This is a genomic window from Streptomyces sp. NPDC003691, from assembly GCF_053981115.1.
In genome coordinates, this window is record NZ_JBSFNQ010000089.1 from 13263 (window position 1) to 28613 (window position 15351).

The window sequence follows — 15351 nt, forward strand, 5'->3', positions numbered from 1 at the left end:
GAGACCCCCCGATCCCCCCGCCCGCCCCGGCGGCCGGGACCGGCCGGTTCCCGGCGGTCCGGGTCCACGGGAGTGCGGGGGAGTGCTGGACGGATTCCACTGTCGGGCCGGGCCCGCGCCCCGTCAACGGGCCGCGCACCCGCGGCCGTCACGGCTTCCGCACGGCCCGGTTTCCCTCCCGGCCACCGTGCCTGAAATAGTTCCCCCGATCGTTCGCCATCCCTAGACTCCCCGGTACGGGGGTTCTTCGGGGGACAAGCAAGTGGGGCGTGGAGTGCGGGATCTCGTACTGGAATGTAACGGCAGCTTCTGGACGCTCGACACGTCCGGAACGTACGCACTCGGGCGGGACCCGCAGGGCGATGTGGTGCTGGAGGACGCCAGGGTGTCCTGGCGGCACGCCACCATCCGGTGGAACGGCCGGAACTGGCTCATCGAGGACCACGGCAGCACCAACGGCACCTATGCCGAGGGCCACCGGGTCCAGCAGGCCGACCTCGGGGCCGGTTCGGCCGTGCGGCTGGGCAACGCCACCGACGGCCCGCTGCTCAATCTCTCCGCCGTGACCGTGCCGGGCGCCGGTTCCCCGGCCCCGGCCGCACCGGCCCCTGCGGCCGTCCAGTCCCCGGCACCGCAGGCGTACGCCCCCGGTCCGGCCGCCCACGGAGCCCCGCCGGCCTGGCCCGACCCCCAGCAGCATCAGCAACAACAGCAGCAGCACGGGCAGATACCCCCGCAGCAGCATCTGCCGCACGTCCCGGCCCAGCAGGCCCCACCGCACCAGGGCGGCGGCCCGGCCGCCCCGCAGGCGTACGCCGACCGCAGCCCCACCACCTTCCATCAGCTGGCCCTCGGCCGGGTGATGCGCATCGGCCGCGCCCTGGAGAACGAACTCGTCGTCTCCGACCTCCAGGTCTCGCGCCACCACGCCGAGTTCACCGCCACCCCCGACGGCCGCTTCCAGCTGCGGGACCTCGGCTCCCACAACGGCACCTACGTCAACGGCCAGCCGATGGCCAAATCGGGCACCGTCCTGATCGGCCCCGCCGACATCGTCGGCATCGGCCACTCCGCCTTCCGGGTCGTCGGCGAACGCCTGGAGGAGTTCGTCGACACCGGCGAAGTCTCGTTCTCGGCCCGCCATCTGACCGTCACCGTCGACGGTGGCAAGCAGATTCTGAAGGACGTCTCCTTCGGCGTCCCGGAGAAGTCCCTGGTCGCGGTGATCGGCCCGTCGGGCTCCGGCAAGTCGACTCTGCTCAAGGCGCTCACCGGTTACCGCCCGGCCAACGAGGGCGAGGTCCTCTACGACCGGCGGAGCCTCTACAAGCAGTTCGCCGAACTGCGCCAGCGCATCGGGCTGGTCCCGCAGGACGACATCCTCCACAAGGAGCTGACCGTCCGGAAGGCCCTGCGCTACGCGGCCAAGCTCCGCTTCCCCGGCGACACCGCGGCCGCCGAGCGCGAGGCCCGGATCGACGAGGTGTTGCGCGAGCTGAAGCTCGACATCCACCGGGACAAGAAGATCACCGCCCTCTCCGGCGGCCAGCGCAAGCGGGTCTCCGTCGCCCTGGAACTGCTCACCAAGCCCTCGCTGATCTTCCTGGACGAGCCGACGTCCGGACTCGACCCGGGCATGGACCGCGATGTGATGCAGCTGCTGCGCGGACTCGCCGACGACGGCCGTACCGTCCTCGTGGTCACGCACTCGGTCGCCGAGCTGAGCCTCTGCGACAAACTGCTGGTGATGGCCCCCGGCGGCGCGGTCGCCTACTTCGGCCCGCCGGACGAGGCGCTGAACTTCTTCGGCTACGACACCTGGGCCGATGTGTTCTCCGCTTTCGAGAACTACCGGGATTACGACTGGGCGGGCCGCTGGCGCGGTTCCCAGCACTTCCGGCTCTACGCGGGCGAGGCCGAGGCCGCGCCGCCGCAGAACGCTCCCGCGCCGCCCCGCCACGTCCGCCCGCCGAAGCCGCAGAGCTGGGGTGCCCAGCTGTTCACCCTGATCCGCCGCTATCTCTCGGTCATCGGCTCCGACAAGGGCTTCATGGGACTGATGGTGGTCCTGCCCGCGGTCCTCGGCCTGGTCAGCGTGGTCATCCCGGCGAAGTACGGGCTGGCCGCCCCGCCCCCCGGCGCCAAACCGGGATTCAACCCCGACGCGGGCACCATCATGCTGATCATCGCGGTCGGTATGTGCTTCTCCGGGGCCGCCAACTCCGTCCGCGAGCTGATCAAGGAACGGGTGATCTACGAGAGGGAGCGGGCCACCGGCCTCTCCCGCTCCGCCTATCTGATGTCCAAGGTGATCGTCCTCGGCATGATCACCGCGCTCCAGGGCGTGATCATCTGCGCCATCGGCTTCGCCCGCCGCGACCTGCCCGAGGAGGGTCTGCTGCTGCCGCCCGCGGTCGAGATGTGCCTGACGGTGATCGCCCTCGGCTTCACCTCGATGATGGTCGGCCTGATCATCTCGTCGCTGGTGCGGACCGCCGAGAAGACCATGCCGCTGCTGGTGATGTTCGCGATCGTCCAGGTCGTCTTCACCGGGGTGCTCTTCAAGGTCTACGGATCACCGGGCCTGGAGCAGTTCGCCTATCTGATGCCGTCGCGCTGGGCGATCGCGGGCGTGGCCACCACCCTCGACCTCGGACGGGTGATGCCGCCCTGGGACCCCAAGAACCCCGGTGACACCGACCCCCTCTGGGAGAACACCGTCGCCCAGTGGGGCTTCAATCTCACCGTCCTGCTCGCCATCGGTGTGATCTGCGGCTTCGTCGTCGCCCGGCTGCTGCGCCGACACGAGCCGGAGGTCATGCGGAAGTGACCCGCCGGGTGCGTGCCCGCGGGCCGCACCCCGAGCAGCCGGAAGGGCGGCACCCCGTAGCGGGGTGCCGCCCTTCCGGCGTCCGGAGAGGTCCGTCGTCGGCTCAGTAGGCGCCGAAGACGTTGTCGATCGAGCCGTAGCGGTCGGCGGCGTAGTTGGCCGCGGCGACGATGTTGGCGACCGGGTGGTACAGGTCGAAGGGGGTGCCCTTGACGTGGTAGGTGTTGAACGTCGGCTGGATCACCTGGAGCAGACCCTTGGACGGAATACCGTTCTGGGCGTTGATGTCCCAGTTGTTGATCGCCCGCGGGTTACCGCTGGACTCCCGGATGATGTTCCGGTGCAGCCCGTTGTACGTACCCGGGATGTCGTGCTTGTCCATGATGTCGAGCGCCTCGCGGATCCAGCCGTCGAGGTTGTTCGCATACGCCTTCGGCGCGGCGGCGGGCGCCTTCGCCGGGGCGGCGGCCGCGCGGGTGGCGGCCTGGGCCTGGGCGGCCCGCTGCTTCGCGGCGTTCGCGGCGGCCGCCTTCTTGGCGGCGACCTCGGCGGCGGCCTTCTGTACGGCGGCCTCGGCGGCGCTCGCGGCGTCGGCCTTGGTCTGGACGGCCTGCTTCAGGGCGGCCTGCACCTGGGCGTCCAGGGAGGACTTCTGGGCGTCGAGGCCGGTGCTCAGCACGGCGGCCTGGACGGCCTCGGAGCTGACGGCCACGGTCGAGGCCGAAGCGGCGGCCGGGGCGCTCACCGGAGCGGCCTCGGCCGGGGTGGCACCGGCGGGAACGAGGGAGAGGGCGATGGCTGCGGCGCCGGCGGTGGCGATACCGGCGATCGAGACCTTGCGGGCCTTGGTCATACGGATGCTGGGCGCGGACATACAGACGTACCTCTTCGGATCGGGGAATTGCCGCCGAAAGCTGATTTCGGGAGCCGGAGCGGCGTCGCGCTCCACGGCGGAGACGGCAACGAGAAGCAATTCTTAGCTCTGGCAAAAACCCCTGGCAATCATGTGACGTACGACCCCGGATAGTGGATCGGGGCACCCCGGGAACGGCCTTTCTCCCGTCCCCCGCCCGCTCACGGGCTCTTTATCCGTCCACTATCGGGATTCGTAAGTGACCTGCGCCCTATGCCCGGGCTCACATCGCACCCCGGTCGATTTCACAATGCGTTGCTCCGGCAATTCAATGTGTGAGCGGAATTCCGGCCGCCCCGCCCGCCCCGGCCGTTCCGCCTCCCCCGCAACCGCCGTACGGCTCCCTGCCCCGCCCGCCCCGGCCCCGTCACCTCACCCCGACACCAGCAGCGACCGCGCCCCGTACCGCCCGCTCACGGGCCGCTCGTCCAGCAGCCGCAGAAACGCCGGCACCACCGACTCCGGCGTCGGACGGGCCTCGCCGTCGTTCGGCACGGCCGCCTCGTACAGATCGGTGTCCATGTCCCCCGGATCCACCGCCCACACCCGCAGCCCCGGCTCCTCCACCGCCAGCACCGCCGCCAGCTGGTCCAGCGCCGCCTTCGCCGCCCCGTAGCCGCCCCAGGTCTCGAACGCCTCCGCCGCCGCCTCCGAACTGATCGCGATCACCGTCCCGGCCGCCGAGGCCCGCAGCAGCGGCAGGGCCTCCTGCACCAGCCCCAGCGCCGCCACCACATTCACCTCCAGCGCCTCCCGCAGCCCCGCCAGCGGCTGGACGGCCAGCTTCACCAGCGGTTCGGCCCCCAGCACGCTCGCATTGCTGACCACCAGGTCCAGCCCGCCCAGCGCCCCGGCCGCCGCAACCAGCTCCGCCCGGTGCCCCGCGTCCGTGACATCACCCGGTACCGCCACCACCCGGCTCCCGTACGCCCCCGCCTCCGCCGCGGTCCGCTCCAGCACCGCCGCGGTCCGCGCCCCCAGCACCAGATCCCAGCCGCGCTCCGCCAGCCTCAGCGCCAGCGCCCGGCCCAGCCCCTTCGAACCCCCTGTGATCACCGCTACCGGCATGTCGGCCTCTCCTTGTTCTCTCCGGGCCCTTTCCGGGGCCGGTCCCGAGCCGCGCCCGCCCGCGGGCACCGGCACGACGACCACCGTAGGAACCGCCCCACCGGCCCGACCTCGTCCGCCGGACCCCATCCGGCAAGGCACTTAGGCCTAGGCCCACAGTCCTAGGCGGCGCCGCCCACCGGCCGATACCGGCCCGTGAACCCGCCGGTACGGTGAGCACATGAGCCACCGACCGAGCTCCGGCCTCGCCGCCGTGAGCACCGCACTCCTCGCGATGAGCAGACATCTGGAGGTGCGGGACGTCCTCAAGACCATCGTCGCCTCCGCCCGGGAACTGCTCGACGCCGAGTACGCGGCCCTGGGCGTCCCCGACGACCACGGCGGCTTCGCCCAGTTCGTCGTCGACGGCGTCAGCGACGAACAGTGGAAGGCCATCGGCCCGCTGCCCCGGCAGCACGGCGTCCTCGCCGCGATGCTCCACGACGCCAAGGCCGAACGGCTCGCCGACGTCCGCGAGGACCCCCGCTTCGGCGGCTGGCCCGACGCGCACCCCGATATGAAGGACTTCCTCGGTCTGCCCGTCAAGGACGGCGACGAGACCATCGGCGCGCTCTTCCTCGCCAACAAGCGCTGCCCCCGCCCCGGCGGCGGCTGCGGCTTCACCGAGGACGACGAGGAACTCCTGTCGATCCTCGCCCAGCACGCCGCCATCGCCCTCACCAACGCCCGGCTCTACGAGCGCAGCCGCGAGCTGACCATCTCCGAGGAGCGCTCCCGCCTCGCCCACGAGCTGCACGACGCGGTCAGCCAGAAACTCTTCTCGCTCCGGCTGACCGCCCAGGCCGCCGCCGCCCTCGTCGACCGCGACCCCGGCCGGGCCAAGGAGGAGCTGCACCAGGTCGCCGAACTGGCCGCCGAAGCCGCCGACGAACTGCGGGCCGCCGTCGTCGAGCTGCGCCCCGCCGCCCTCGACGAGGACGGCTTGGTCAACACCCTCCGCACCCAGATCCAGGTGCTCGACCGCGCCCATACCGCCCGGGTCACCTTCGACACCTGCGGCCTCAAGGCCCTGCCCGCCGCCCAGGAGGAGGCGCTGCTGCGGGTCGCCCAGGAGGCCCTGCACAACGCCCTGCGCCACTCCGGCGGCGACCGGGTCGACGTCAGCCTCACCCGCCGCGGCCCCGGGGCCGCGCTCAGCGTCACCGACAACGGCAAGGGGTTCGACCCCCGCACGGTCCGCCGGGCCGGGCGCCACCTCGGGCTGGTCTCCATGCGCGACCGCGCGAGCGGCGTCGGCGGACGGCTCCGGGTGAACTCCGCCCCCGGCCGGGGCACCACGATCGAAATGGAGGTCCCCGGTGGGTGACCACAGCAGCCGCACCTCCGGCGTTGCCGCCGGCCCCCGACCGATCCGGGTCCTGCTCGTCGACGACCACCAGGTCGTCCGCCGCGGCCTGCGCACCTTCCTGGAGGTCCAGGACGACATCGAGGTCGTCGGCGAGGCGGGCGACGGCGACGAGGGCGTCGCCCGCGCCGAGGAACTGCGGCCGGACGTCGTGCTCATGGACGTCAAGATGCCCGGTACGGACGGTATCGAGGCGCTCCGCAGACTCCGCAGGCTGGACAATCCCGCCAGGGTCCTGATCGTCACCAGCTTCACCGAGCAGCGGACCGTGGTCCCCGCCCTGCGCGCCGGTGCCTCCGGATACGTCTACAAGGACGTCGACCCCGAGGCCCTCGCCGGGGCCATCCGCTCCGTCCACGCCGGACATGTCCTCCTCCAGCCCGAGGTGGCCGGAGCCCTGCTCTCCCAGGACGACCCGAACACCGGCTCGGGCCGCGGCGGCACCCTCACCGAACGGGAGCGCGAGGTCCTCGGCCTGATCGCCGACGGCCGCTCCAACCGGGAGATCGCCCGGGCGCTGGTCCTCTCCGAGAAGACCGTCAAGACCCATGTGTCCAACATCCTGATGAAGCTGGACCTCGCCGACCGCACCCAGGCCGCCCTCTGGGCCGTACGGCACGGTCTGACCGACTGAACCACCGGGCCCGGCCGGGCCGGACATCCGGGGTTCCCGGACCATCGGAGATTCATACCGTCGGATGAATGTCACCCGGACGGCGCAACTCCGGCGCCGTCCGGCCGTTCTCCAGTGCGTGCCGCGGCGACCGCCGCGGCCGACGCCCAGGAGGACAACGCACGTGAAGAACCTGAAGAAGGCCGCCGCCCTCACCATGATCACCGGCACCCTGGTCGCCGCCGGCGCGGGCATCGCCTCCGCCACCCCCGGCGCCCACGCCGGCGGCACGGCGGTCAACTCCCCGGGCGTCGGCTCCGGCAACCTGGTCCAGGTCCCGGTCCACATCCCGGTGAACGCCACCGGGAACTCGGTCAATGTGATCGGCGTGCTGAACCCCGTCTTCGGCAACCACTCCCACAACGGCTGACCGGCGCCGACCGCCCGGCCGGAGGGAAACGACGCCCCTCCGGCCGGGCCCGCGCGTCAGCGCCCCCGCTCCCGCTCCTCCACATACGCGTTGTACGCCGCCACCCGGGCCCGCCGCGCCACCCGCTCCACCGGCCGCAGCGCCTCCCCGCGCGCCGCCATCTCCGACGCGCTCACCGCACCCCCGTGCCCGTGCTCGTACGCCACCGAGACGATCAGCCCCACCCGCTCCGCCAGCTCCAGCACCCGCACCGCCCGCGGCGGATAGCCCGGCGCCGGACCGGCGCCACCCGCCTCGGCCCGGGCCCGGTAGGCGTCGAGCGCCGCCTCCGCCACCGGACCGGACGCCGCCACATCCAGCTGCGACAGCACCCGGGTCGCGTCCCGCAGCCCCTCCGCCAGCTCCCGCTCGGCCTCGCCGAGGGACGGCACGTCCGCGGGCGGTGCGTCCCGTACCGGCAGGCACTCCCAGACGACGTCCACATGCACATCGCCCCGCGGCCCCGCCTCCGTCACCGACGGCACCAGTCCCCACGGCGCCCCGTGGCCCATCGCGGCCTCCCCGGCGTCCAGCGCCCGCGCGTTGAACTCCGGCGGCCCGCTCAGCCCCAGCGGATGCCCGGCCACCGGCAGTGCCACCCGCCAGCCCGTCACCCCCAGCGTCCGCAGCCTCCCCAGTGCCAGCGTCAGGCCCACCGGCCCCGCCTCACCGGGCAGCCCGCGCACCCGGTGCACGGCGTCGTCGCCGCGGATCGCGGCCGCCGCCTCGTCCGGCGACACCAGACCCGCCAGCAGGGCGTTGCCCCACACCGCGAGCCGTCCTGAACGGGGTTCCGAAGGATCCGAGATCATGCCCCCACCCTAAGAGCCCGGGGCGCCCCCGCCGGAACCGCCCGGTCGCTGCGGCCGGACGCGATCTACCATGGGACGACACGAAACCGGGGGGTACAGATGAACGATCAGCAGGGCGTCAACATCTCGAAGGACACCGGCCCGGCGGCCGTACCGCCGCCGCCTCCCGCTCCCGGGCACCAGCAGCCGGGACCGTACGGCCCGCCCGTACCCGGCGCCCCGGCCGGACTCCCCGGCCCGAACGCCTACGGCGCCTGGACGCCCCGGCCGGGCCAGGCCCCCTACCCCTACCCCTACCCCTACCCGGGGCCGGGCGGCGGGCTGCTGCCGGCTCCGAAGCAGAACGGCAAGGGCGTCACGGCCATGGTCCTCGGCCTCACCGCGGTCACCAGCTTCTACATCTACGGCGTCCCCGGCATCGTCCTCGGCGTCCTCGCGATCGTCTTCGGCACGATCGGCATGGGCAAGGTGAAGCGCGGCGAAGCCGACAACGGCAGCCAGGCACGCATCGGCATCATCACCGGCGCGATCGGACTGGTGCTCGGCATCCTCGCCCTCGTCCTCACCGTCGTCCTCTGGGAATCCATCCCCGGCGACGACAGCGGATACGACGACTCCGGCCGGTACTCCTTCACCGGCACCGCCCACACCCCGGACCGGTAGGACCCCGCCCCCGCCCCCGGCGCGGCCCACGAGCGGACCGGGGGACGGGGAAGCCCGGCAGGTGGCGTAGATTTCTTCGAGGGGGCGGCCCACAGACGTCGAGCCCTCGGACACCTCACAACACGACTGCATGGGGAGACAACGCGCTCATGAGCGATGTACTGGAGCTGGTGGACGTATCCGTGGTCCGCGAGGGACGTGCTCTGGTGGACGACGTCTCCTGGTCCGTCAAGGAAGGCGAGCGCTGGATCATCCTCGGCCCCAACGGGGCCGGGAAGACCACCCTGCTCAATCTGGCCTCCAGCTATCTCTTCCCCACCACCGGCACCGTCCGCATCCTCGACGAACGCCTCGGCGCGGTGGACGTCTTCGAGCTCCGCCCCCGGATCGGCATGGCGGGCATCGCCATGGCAGAGAAGCTCCCCAAGCGCCAGACCGTGCTCCAGACGGTCCTCACCGCCGCCTACGGCATGACCGCGACCTGGCACGAGAACTACGACCCGGTCGACGAGGAGCGCGCCCGCGCCTTCCTCGACCGCCTCGGCATGACCGAGTACCTGGACCGCAGGTTCGGCACCCTCTCCGAGGGCGAGCGCAAGCGCACCCTGATCGCCCGGGCCATGATGACCGACCCCGAACTGCTGCTGCTCGACGAGCCGGCCGCCGGGCTCGACCTCGGCGGCCGCGAGGACCTGGTCCGCCGGCTGGGCCGCCTCGCCCGGGACCCGTACGCCCCCTCCATGATCATGGTCACGCACCATGTCGAGGAGATCGCGCCCGGCTTCACCCACGTTCTGATGATCCGCCAGGGCAAGGTACTCGCCGCCGGTCCCATCGAGATGGAACTGACCTCGCGCAACCTCTCCCGCTGCTTCGGCCTGCCCCTCGTCGTCGAGCAGCGCGGCGACCGCTGGAGCGCCCAGGGCCTCCCGCTCGGCTGACCGCTCCTCCGGGGCGGCCGGGAGCCGTCGCCCTCTGTCCCGAGCCGATCCGCCGACCTACCATGACCATGTGGAAATCGACGCGTGGGTGTGGTGGCTGATCGGCGCGGTCGGACTGGGCATTCCGCTCGTCCTGACGGCGATGCCGGAGTTCGGCATGTTCTCGGCGGGCGCGGTGGCCGCCGCCGTCACGGCGGCGCTCGGCGGCGGAATCGTCGTCCAGGTGCTCGTCTTCGTCGTCGTGTCCGTGGCCCTGATCGCCGTCGTCCGGCCGATCGCCGCCCGGCACCGCTCCGGGAGTCCCGGCTTCACCAGCGGCGTCGACGCGCTGAAAGGACGTCAGGCAGTGGTCCTGGAACGGGTCGACAGCAACGGCGGACGCATCAAACTCGCCGGTGAGGTCTGGTCCGCCCGGCCCCTGGACCCCGATGCGAGCTACGAACCCGGCCACCAGGTCGACGTGGTCGAGATCGACGGTGCGACCGCCGTCGTCCTCTGACCGTCATCTGACCGGAAAGAGCCCCACGACCGCCCCTGATCTGGGAAACTCGATCATCATCACACCATCATCCGGCAGCGAAGGGCACGGGGAACGCGATGCAACCGATCATCATCGTCCTGATCATTCTGGTGGTGCTGGTCTTCATCGCCCTGATCAAGACGATCCAGGTCATCCCGCAGGCCAGTGCCGCCATCGTCGAACGCTTCGGGCGCTACACCCGCACCCTCAACGCGGGCCTGAACATCGTCGTCCCGTTCATCGACTCCATCCGGAACCGGATCGACCTGCGTGAACAGGTCGTTCCCTTCCCGCCCCAGCCGGTGATCACCCAGGACAACCTGGTCGTCAACATCGACACCGTCATCTACTACCAGGTCACCGACGCCCGCGCCGCGACCTACGAAGTGGCCAGCTATATCCAGGCCATCGAGCAGCTCACCGTCACCACCCTGCGGAACATCATCGGCGGCATGGACCTGGAGCGCACTCTGACCTCCCGCGAGGAGATCAACGCGGCCCTGCGCGGAGTCCTCGACGAGGCCACCGGCAAGTGGGGCATCCGCGTCAACCGCGTCGAGCTGAAGGCCATCGAGCCGCCGACCTCCATCCAGGACTCGATGGAGAAGCAGATGCGCGCCGACCGCGACAAGCGCGCCGCCATCCTCACCGCCGAGGGCATCCGGCAGTCCCAGATCCTGACCGCCGAGGGCGAGAAGCAGTCCGCCATCCTGCGCGCGGAGGGCGAGGCCAAGGCCGCCGCGCTGCGCGCCGAGGGCGAGGCCCAGGCGATCCGTACGGTCTTCGAGTCCATCCACGCCGGAGACCCGGACCAGAAGCTCCTCTCCTACCAGTACCTCCAGATGCTCCCGAAGATCGCCGAGGGTGACGCCAACAAGCTCTGGATCGTGCCCAGCGAGATCGGCGACGCGCTCAAGGGCCTCTCCGGAGCCTTCGGCAACCTCGGCGGCGGCGTCCCCGGCTTCAACACCGGCGGCTCCTCCTCCGGCAGCGGCACCGAACGCCGCGAGGTCCCCCCGGTCGACTGACCGGCCGCACCGTCCGGCATGATCGGTGCCCACCGCACCGATCATGGAGGGCCCACCGTGACCATCTGGGAGATGCTTGCCGTTCTCGCCGCGGGCATCGGCGCCGGAACCATCAACACGATCGTCGGTTCCGGCACCCTGATCACCTTCCCGGTACTGCTCGGGGTCGGTCTGCCGCCGGTTACCGCGACCGTCTCCAACGGACTCGGCCTGGTGGCCGGCTCCATCAGCGGCTCCATCGGCTACCGGGCGGAACTCAAGGGCCAGCGGGACCGGGTACTCAAAGTCTGTGCCGTGGCCGCCGTCGGTGGAATCACCGGGGCGGCCCTGCTGATCACCCTGCCGAGCACGGCCTTCGAGACCATCGTCCCGGTCCTGGTCGCCTTCGCCCTGGTCCTGGTGATCCTCCAGCCCCGGATCTCCCGGGCCGTCCAGCGCCGTCACGAGAAGAACGGCACCACCGCCCATCCCGACGGCGGCCCCCTCCTCACCACCGGGCTGCTGCTGTCCAGCATCTACGGCGGCTATTTCACCGCGGCCCAGGGCATCCTCTACATGGCCCTGATGGGCATGCTGATCGACGACACCATCCAGCGGCTCAACGCCGTGAAGAACGTGATGGCGGTCGTCGTCAACGGCGTCGCCGCGATCTTCTTCCTCTTTGTCGCCGACTTCGACTGGACGGCCGTCGCCCTGATCGCCATCGGCTCCACCATCGGCGGTCAGCTCGGCGCCACGGTCGGCCGCCGGCTGCCGCCGGGCGTGCTGCGGGCCGTCATCGTCGCCGTCGGTACGGTCGCCCTCGTTCAGCTCCTGATCTACCGCTACGGCTGACCGCCCCCGCGACGCACGAAGGGCCCGCCCCCACAGGGACGGGCCCTTCACCGTGTGATCAGCCGGCCCGGGGCCGCCGCGACACCGGACCGGACCGCGCCGGGCTGCGGTCACCGGGCCACGGTCGCTATGCCGCGGTCCGGGTCGCACTCCGCAGCCAGTCCGGCAGCTCGGACCGCTCACCGGCCCGCAGCCCCAGCAGCATGGCGTCCGCCGGAGAGGGTACGAAAGGCTGGTGCAGCAGCGGCATCTCCGCCTGATCCGGTGTCCGGTCGGCCTTGCGGTGGTTGTCCTCGGCACAGGAGGCGACCGTATTCAGCCAGGTGTCCCCGCCGCCGTGGGACCGCGGCACCACATGGTCCACGGTCGTGGCACGCCTGCCGCAGTAGGCACACCGGTGCTGGTCCCTGACCAGCACACCCCTTCTCGACCACGGCGCCTGTCTTCGGAACGGCACCCTGACGTATCTGCAGAGCCTGATCACCTGCGGCACCGGGAGATCCACGGTGGCACCGCGCACTCGGAGACCGGGGTGGGCCTGTTCGACGACGGCCTTGTCCTGGAGCACCAGAACCACCGCTCGGTTCAGTGACACCGTCGACAGCGGTTCGAAACTCGCGTTGAGCACCAGCGTGTCCCGCATGTTCCCCCACCTCCGTTCGCCGGCCCGGCCTGCGCGGGCCCGGGGATGGACCAACTCTGGCCGGACGCGCCGGGATGGACAACGCAATATCCGTCCGCCGCGGGCCGTCGGCCCCGGTGGACAAAAAAACTGCCCTGTCCAGATCTCTCCAGGACCCGGACAGGGCAAACAAGAAACGAACGGTCAGTATCGGACCGGGGGAGTCCGTCACTCCGCGGCGGGCACCTCGTACTCGGCGATCACCGAGGCCCGCGCCAGCGCGTGGAACCGCAGATGGAAGCCGACCACCGCGGGAGAGGCATCGGAGTCCGGCCCCAGCCGCTCGCCGTCGACCGCGTACACCGTGAACACATAGCGGTGGGGCCCGTCACCGGCCGGGGGAGCGGCACCGCCGAAGTCCTTCGACCCGTAGTCGTTGCGGACATGGACCGCGCCGTCCGGCAGCCCGGCGAACGATCCCCCGCCGGCCCCGGCGGGCAGCTCCGTCACCGAGGCCGGAATGTCGAAGAGCACCCAGTGCCAGAAACCGCTGCCGGTCGGCGCGTCGGGGTCGAAGCAGGTCACCGCGAAGCTCTTGGTCTCCGCCGGAAACCCCTCCCAGCGCAGCTGCGGAGAGGTGTTGCCCTCCGCGTACACCTGGGCGGCGTTCAGCACCGCGCCGGGCGCGAGGTCGTCACTCACCACGGTGAACGACGGCACCTCCGGATGGAAGTCGTGCGGCAGGGGAGCCCGCTGCTGAGTCACTTCGGCACCTCCGGGATCACTGTCCAGTAGTGCCCCGACCCTAGGGCACGGAAAGAAACTCCCTAGAACCAGTTGCGCCGGCCGCCGACATCGGAGAGCCACTGGTTGAGGTACGCGACCCAGTCCGTGGACGCGAAGTCCTGGTGGCCGACCCGGAAGGCCTTGTAGGAGTCGCTGCCCTCGGTGAAGAGCCCGGGCTTCTTGTCCATCTCCAGGATCACGTCCATCTCCCGCTCGTCGGCGACGAACGACAGCTCGACCTGGTTCAGCCCCCGGTAGCGCTGCGGCGGAAGGAACTCGATCTCCTGGTAGAACGGCAGCTTCTGCCGGGTGCCCCGGATATGGCCGCGCTCCATGTCGGCGCTCTTGAAGCGGAACCCGAGCTGCCCGAAGGCGTCGATGATCGCCTGCTGCGCGGGCAGCGGATGGACGGAGACCGGGTCGAGGTCGCCCGCGTCCACGGCCCGCGCGATCGCCAGCTCCGTACGCACCCCGATGTCCATACCGCGCATCCGCTGTCCGCCGATGCTGGTGACCGGAGTCTCCCAGGGGATCTCCAGCCCGAACGGCACCACATGCACCGCCCCGGCCTGCACCTCGAACTCGCCGCCGATGCGCTGCTTGACGAACTCGATGTCCTGCTTGGTCTCGTAGTCGCCGCTCTCCACCTCGACCCGGGCCTGGAGCCCGACCGACAGGCCCTCGATGCGCTGGTCCACGGAACCGCCCTGGATCCGCACCTCGCCCTGGACGACTCCGCCCGGCACCACGTTCTCCTCGGTGAGCACCGTCTCCACCGAGGCGCCACCGGCACCGAGGCTCGCGAGCAGCTTCTTGAAGGCCATGTCCTGATCCACTCCTTATAAGACGTTCTGCACCGTGACAACGCACGGCGACCGCCTCCGGTTCCGCCGGTACGCTCGGACGCCATGACCGAGCTGTCCGACCGTACGCCCCTGCCCAGAGCCCTCCTCGACCGGCCGGTGCTGGAGGTCGCCCCGGAACTGCTGGGCTGCGAGCTGGTACGGCGGACACCCGACGGCCCCATCGTGCTCCGGATCACCGAGGTCGAGGCGTACGCGGGCGAGCTGGACCCCGGCTCCCACGCCTTCCGCGGCCGGACCCCGCGGAACGAGGTGATGTTCGGGCCGCCCGGGCATGCCTACGTCTACTTCACCTACGGGATGTGGCACTGCCTCAATGTGGTCTGCGGCCCCGAGGGCCGGGCGAGCGGGGTGCTGCTCCGGGCCGGCGAGGTTCTCCAGGGACAGGAGCTGGCCCGTAAACGTCGACTCTCGGCCCGCTATGACAAGGAACTGGCCAAAGGTCCGGCCCGGCTGGCCACCGCCCTGGATGTCGACCGCTCCCTCAACGGCACGGACCTCTGCACGGAAGGGGCCGCGCCCCTGACTCTCTGCCCCGGCCCCGCCCCTGCTCCCGACCTGGTGCGGAGCGGTCCCCGTACCGGGGTGGGCGGCGACGGTGCCCGGCACCCCTGGCGCTTCTGGATCGACGGAGACCCCACAGTGAGTCCCTATCGCCCCCATGCTCCCCGTAAGAGGGCAACTTGACTCGCCCATCCGGGACGCCTAACGTAGCCCGAGCCGCTTGAACCGGGCCCTGCTGTTCAGCAACCCGAAGTGGCGCACCCACTACTCTCGATGAAGCCCTGACGGGCTCTCTTTCGGCATGCCGAAATGAGATCCGACAGCCTCGATTATGAGTAGCCGAGGAAATCGGCTAACGTAGTGGACACGCCGAAAGGCAAAAGACAAAAGGCAGCCAACAGGCCGCTGGATCTGAAAGTCCGGACCGGAAACGGAACGGGAAAAGGATCTGGTAAGGTTGGAAACGCAAGACCGAAGGGA

Annotated in this window: 16 protein-coding genes; 10 read left to right on the forward strand and 6 right to left on the reverse strand. The window is 71.0% G+C overall.

The features are described from left to right. Positions 1-274: 274 nt before the first annotated feature. Complete coding sequence (locus ACWDR0_RS29075) at positions 275-2830, forward strand: FHA domain-containing protein (RefSeq protein WP_456354768.1); 2556 nt, start codon at positions 275-277, stop codon at positions 2828-2830. A 103-nt stretch (positions 2831-2933) separates the two neighbouring features. On the opposite strand, the gene ACWDR0_RS29080 is transcribed toward ACWDR0_RS29075, so the two are convergent. Both ACWDR0_RS29080 and ACWDR0_RS29085 read right to left on the reverse strand, forming a co-directional pair. Continuing rightward, entirely contained in the window at positions 2934-3704 is a 771-nt protein-coding gene (locus ACWDR0_RS29080; RefSeq protein ID WP_456354769.1) for a transglycosylase SLT domain-containing protein, read from the reverse strand. A gap of 411 nt (positions 3705-4115) precedes the next feature. Then, positions 4116-4811 (reverse strand): SDR family NAD(P)-dependent oxidoreductase, encoded by a 696-nt coding sequence (locus ACWDR0_RS29085; protein WP_456354770.1) that lies wholly within the window; start codon positions 4809-4811, stop codon positions 4116-4118. A 220-nt stretch (positions 4812-5031) separates the two neighbouring features. On the opposite strand from ACWDR0_RS29085, the gene ACWDR0_RS29090 reads away from it, so the two are divergent. The 3 genes from ACWDR0_RS29090 to ACWDR0_RS29100 all read left to right on the forward strand — a co-directional run bounded on the left by ACWDR0_RS29090 (position 5032) and on the right by ACWDR0_RS29100 (position 7259). Next, positions 5032-6177, forward strand: a complete 1146-nt coding sequence (locus ACWDR0_RS29090; protein WP_456354771.1) for a GAF domain-containing sensor histidine kinase — start codon at positions 5032-5034, stop codon at positions 6175-6177. Further along, complete coding sequence (locus tag ACWDR0_RS29095) at positions 6170-6850, forward strand: response regulator (protein ID WP_456354772.1); 681 nt, start codon at positions 6170-6172, stop codon at positions 6848-6850. Before ACWDR0_RS29090 ends, ACWDR0_RS29095 begins: the two co-directional genes overlap by 8 nt. Positions 6851-7013: 163 nt before the next feature. After that, positions 7014-7259, forward strand: coding sequence for a chaplin (locus ACWDR0_RS29100; RefSeq protein WP_456354773.1), 246 nt, complete (start codon positions 7014-7016; stop codon positions 7257-7259). A gap of 56 nt (positions 7260-7315) precedes the next feature. On the opposite strand, the gene ACWDR0_RS29105 is transcribed toward ACWDR0_RS29100, so the two are convergent. Beyond that, complete coding sequence (locus tag ACWDR0_RS29105; protein WP_456354774.1) at positions 7316-8110, reverse strand: hypothetical protein; 795 nt, start codon at positions 8108-8110, stop codon at positions 7316-7318. Positions 8111-8209: 99 nt separating this feature from the next. Between ACWDR0_RS29105 and ACWDR0_RS29110 the strand changes: the two genes are divergently transcribed. The 5 genes from ACWDR0_RS29110 to ACWDR0_RS29130 all read left to right on the forward strand — a co-directional run bounded on the left by ACWDR0_RS29110 (position 8210) and on the right by ACWDR0_RS29130 (position 12096). Then, entirely contained in the window at positions 8210-8773 is a 564-nt protein-coding gene (locus ACWDR0_RS29110) for a DUF4190 domain-containing protein (protein WP_456354775.1), read from the forward strand. Between the two features lie 149 nt (positions 8774-8922). Next, the gene (locus tag ACWDR0_RS29115) at positions 8923-9714 is read left to right on the forward strand and encodes an ABC transporter ATP-binding protein (RefSeq protein ID WP_456354776.1); all 792 of its coding nucleotides are present in this window, start codon (positions 8923-8925) and stop codon (positions 9712-9714) included. Between the two features lie 70 nt (positions 9715-9784). Beyond that, positions 9785-10213 carry an NfeD family protein gene (locus ACWDR0_RS29120; protein ID WP_456354777.1) on the forward strand — a complete coding sequence of 143 codons (429 nt, stop codon included), beginning with the start codon at positions 9785-9787 and terminating at the stop codon, positions 10211-10213. Between the two features lie 98 nt (positions 10214-10311). Then, the gene (locus tag ACWDR0_RS29125; protein WP_456354778.1) at positions 10312-11262 is read left to right on the forward strand and encodes an SPFH domain-containing protein; all 951 of its coding nucleotides are present in this window, start codon (positions 10312-10314) and stop codon (positions 11260-11262) included. Positions 11263-11319: 57 nt separating this feature from the next. Continuing rightward, the gene (locus tag ACWDR0_RS29130) at positions 11320-12096 is read left to right on the forward strand and encodes a sulfite exporter TauE/SafE family protein (protein ID WP_456354779.1); all 777 of its coding nucleotides are present in this window, start codon (positions 11320-11322) and stop codon (positions 12094-12096) included. Between the two features lie 127 nt (positions 12097-12223). On the opposite strand, the gene ACWDR0_RS29135 is transcribed toward ACWDR0_RS29130, so the two are convergent. The 3 genes from ACWDR0_RS29135 to ACWDR0_RS29145 form a co-directional block, all read right to left on the reverse strand. Further along, on the reverse strand, positions 12224-12739 hold the full coding sequence (locus ACWDR0_RS29135; protein ID WP_456354780.1) for an HNH endonuclease: 516 nt from the start codon (positions 12737-12739) through the stop codon (positions 12224-12226). A 207-nt stretch (positions 12740-12946) separates the two neighbouring features. Next, positions 12947-13483 carry a YbhB/YbcL family Raf kinase inhibitor-like protein gene (locus ACWDR0_RS29140; protein WP_456354781.1) on the reverse strand — a complete coding sequence of 179 codons (537 nt, stop codon included), beginning with the start codon at positions 13481-13483 and terminating at the stop codon, positions 12947-12949. A gap of 62 nt (positions 13484-13545) precedes the next feature. Next, a complete protein-coding gene (locus tag ACWDR0_RS29145; RefSeq protein WP_456354782.1) occupies positions 13546-14328 on the reverse strand; it encodes a sporulation protein in 783 nt (260 codons plus the stop codon). 84 nt (positions 14329-14412) lie between these two features. On the opposite strand from ACWDR0_RS29145, the gene ACWDR0_RS29150 reads away from it, so the two are divergent. Continuing rightward, complete coding sequence (locus tag ACWDR0_RS29150; RefSeq protein ID WP_456354783.1) at positions 14413-15054, forward strand: DNA-3-methyladenine glycosylase; 642 nt, start codon at positions 14413-14415, stop codon at positions 15052-15054. Positions 15055-15351 lie beyond the last annotated feature (297 nt).

Excerpts from the sequence above, each read along its gene's own strand:
- ACWDR0_RS29080 (WP_456354769.1), bottom strand. The coding sequence starts at position 3,704 with ATGTCCGCGCCCAGCATCCGTATGACCAAGGCCCGCAAGGTCTCGATC.
- ACWDR0_RS29085 (WP_456354770.1), bottom strand. The coding sequence starts at position 4,811 with ATGCCGGTAGCGGTGATCACAGGGGGTTCGAAGGGGCTGGGCCGGGCG.
- ACWDR0_RS29090 (WP_456354771.1), top strand. The coding sequence starts at position 5,032 with ATGAGCCACCGACCGAGCTCCGGCCTCGCCGCCGTGAGCACCGCACTC.
- ACWDR0_RS29105 (WP_456354774.1), bottom strand. The coding sequence starts at position 8,110 with ATGATCTCGGATCCTTCGGAACCCCGTTCAGGACGGCTCGCGGTGTGG.
- ACWDR0_RS29110 (WP_456354775.1), top strand. The coding sequence starts at position 8,210 with ATGAACGATCAGCAGGGCGTCAACATCTCGAAGGACACCGGCCCGGCG.
- ACWDR0_RS29115 (WP_456354776.1), top strand. The coding sequence starts at position 8,923 with ATGAGCGATGTACTGGAGCTGGTGGACGTATCCGTGGTCCGCGAGGGA.
- ACWDR0_RS29125 (WP_456354778.1), top strand. The coding sequence starts at position 10,312 with ATGCAACCGATCATCATCGTCCTGATCATTCTGGTGGTGCTGGTCTTC.
- ACWDR0_RS29135 (WP_456354780.1), bottom strand. The coding sequence starts at position 12,739 with ATGCGGGACACGCTGGTGCTCAACGCGAGTTTCGAACCGCTGTCGACG.
- ACWDR0_RS29145 (WP_456354782.1), bottom strand. The coding sequence starts at position 14,328 with ATGGCCTTCAAGAAGCTGCTCGCGAGCCTCGGTGCCGGTGGCGCCTCG.
- ACWDR0_RS29150 (WP_456354783.1), top strand. The coding sequence starts at position 14,413 with ATGACCGAGCTGTCCGACCGTACGCCCCTGCCCAGAGCCCTCCTCGAC.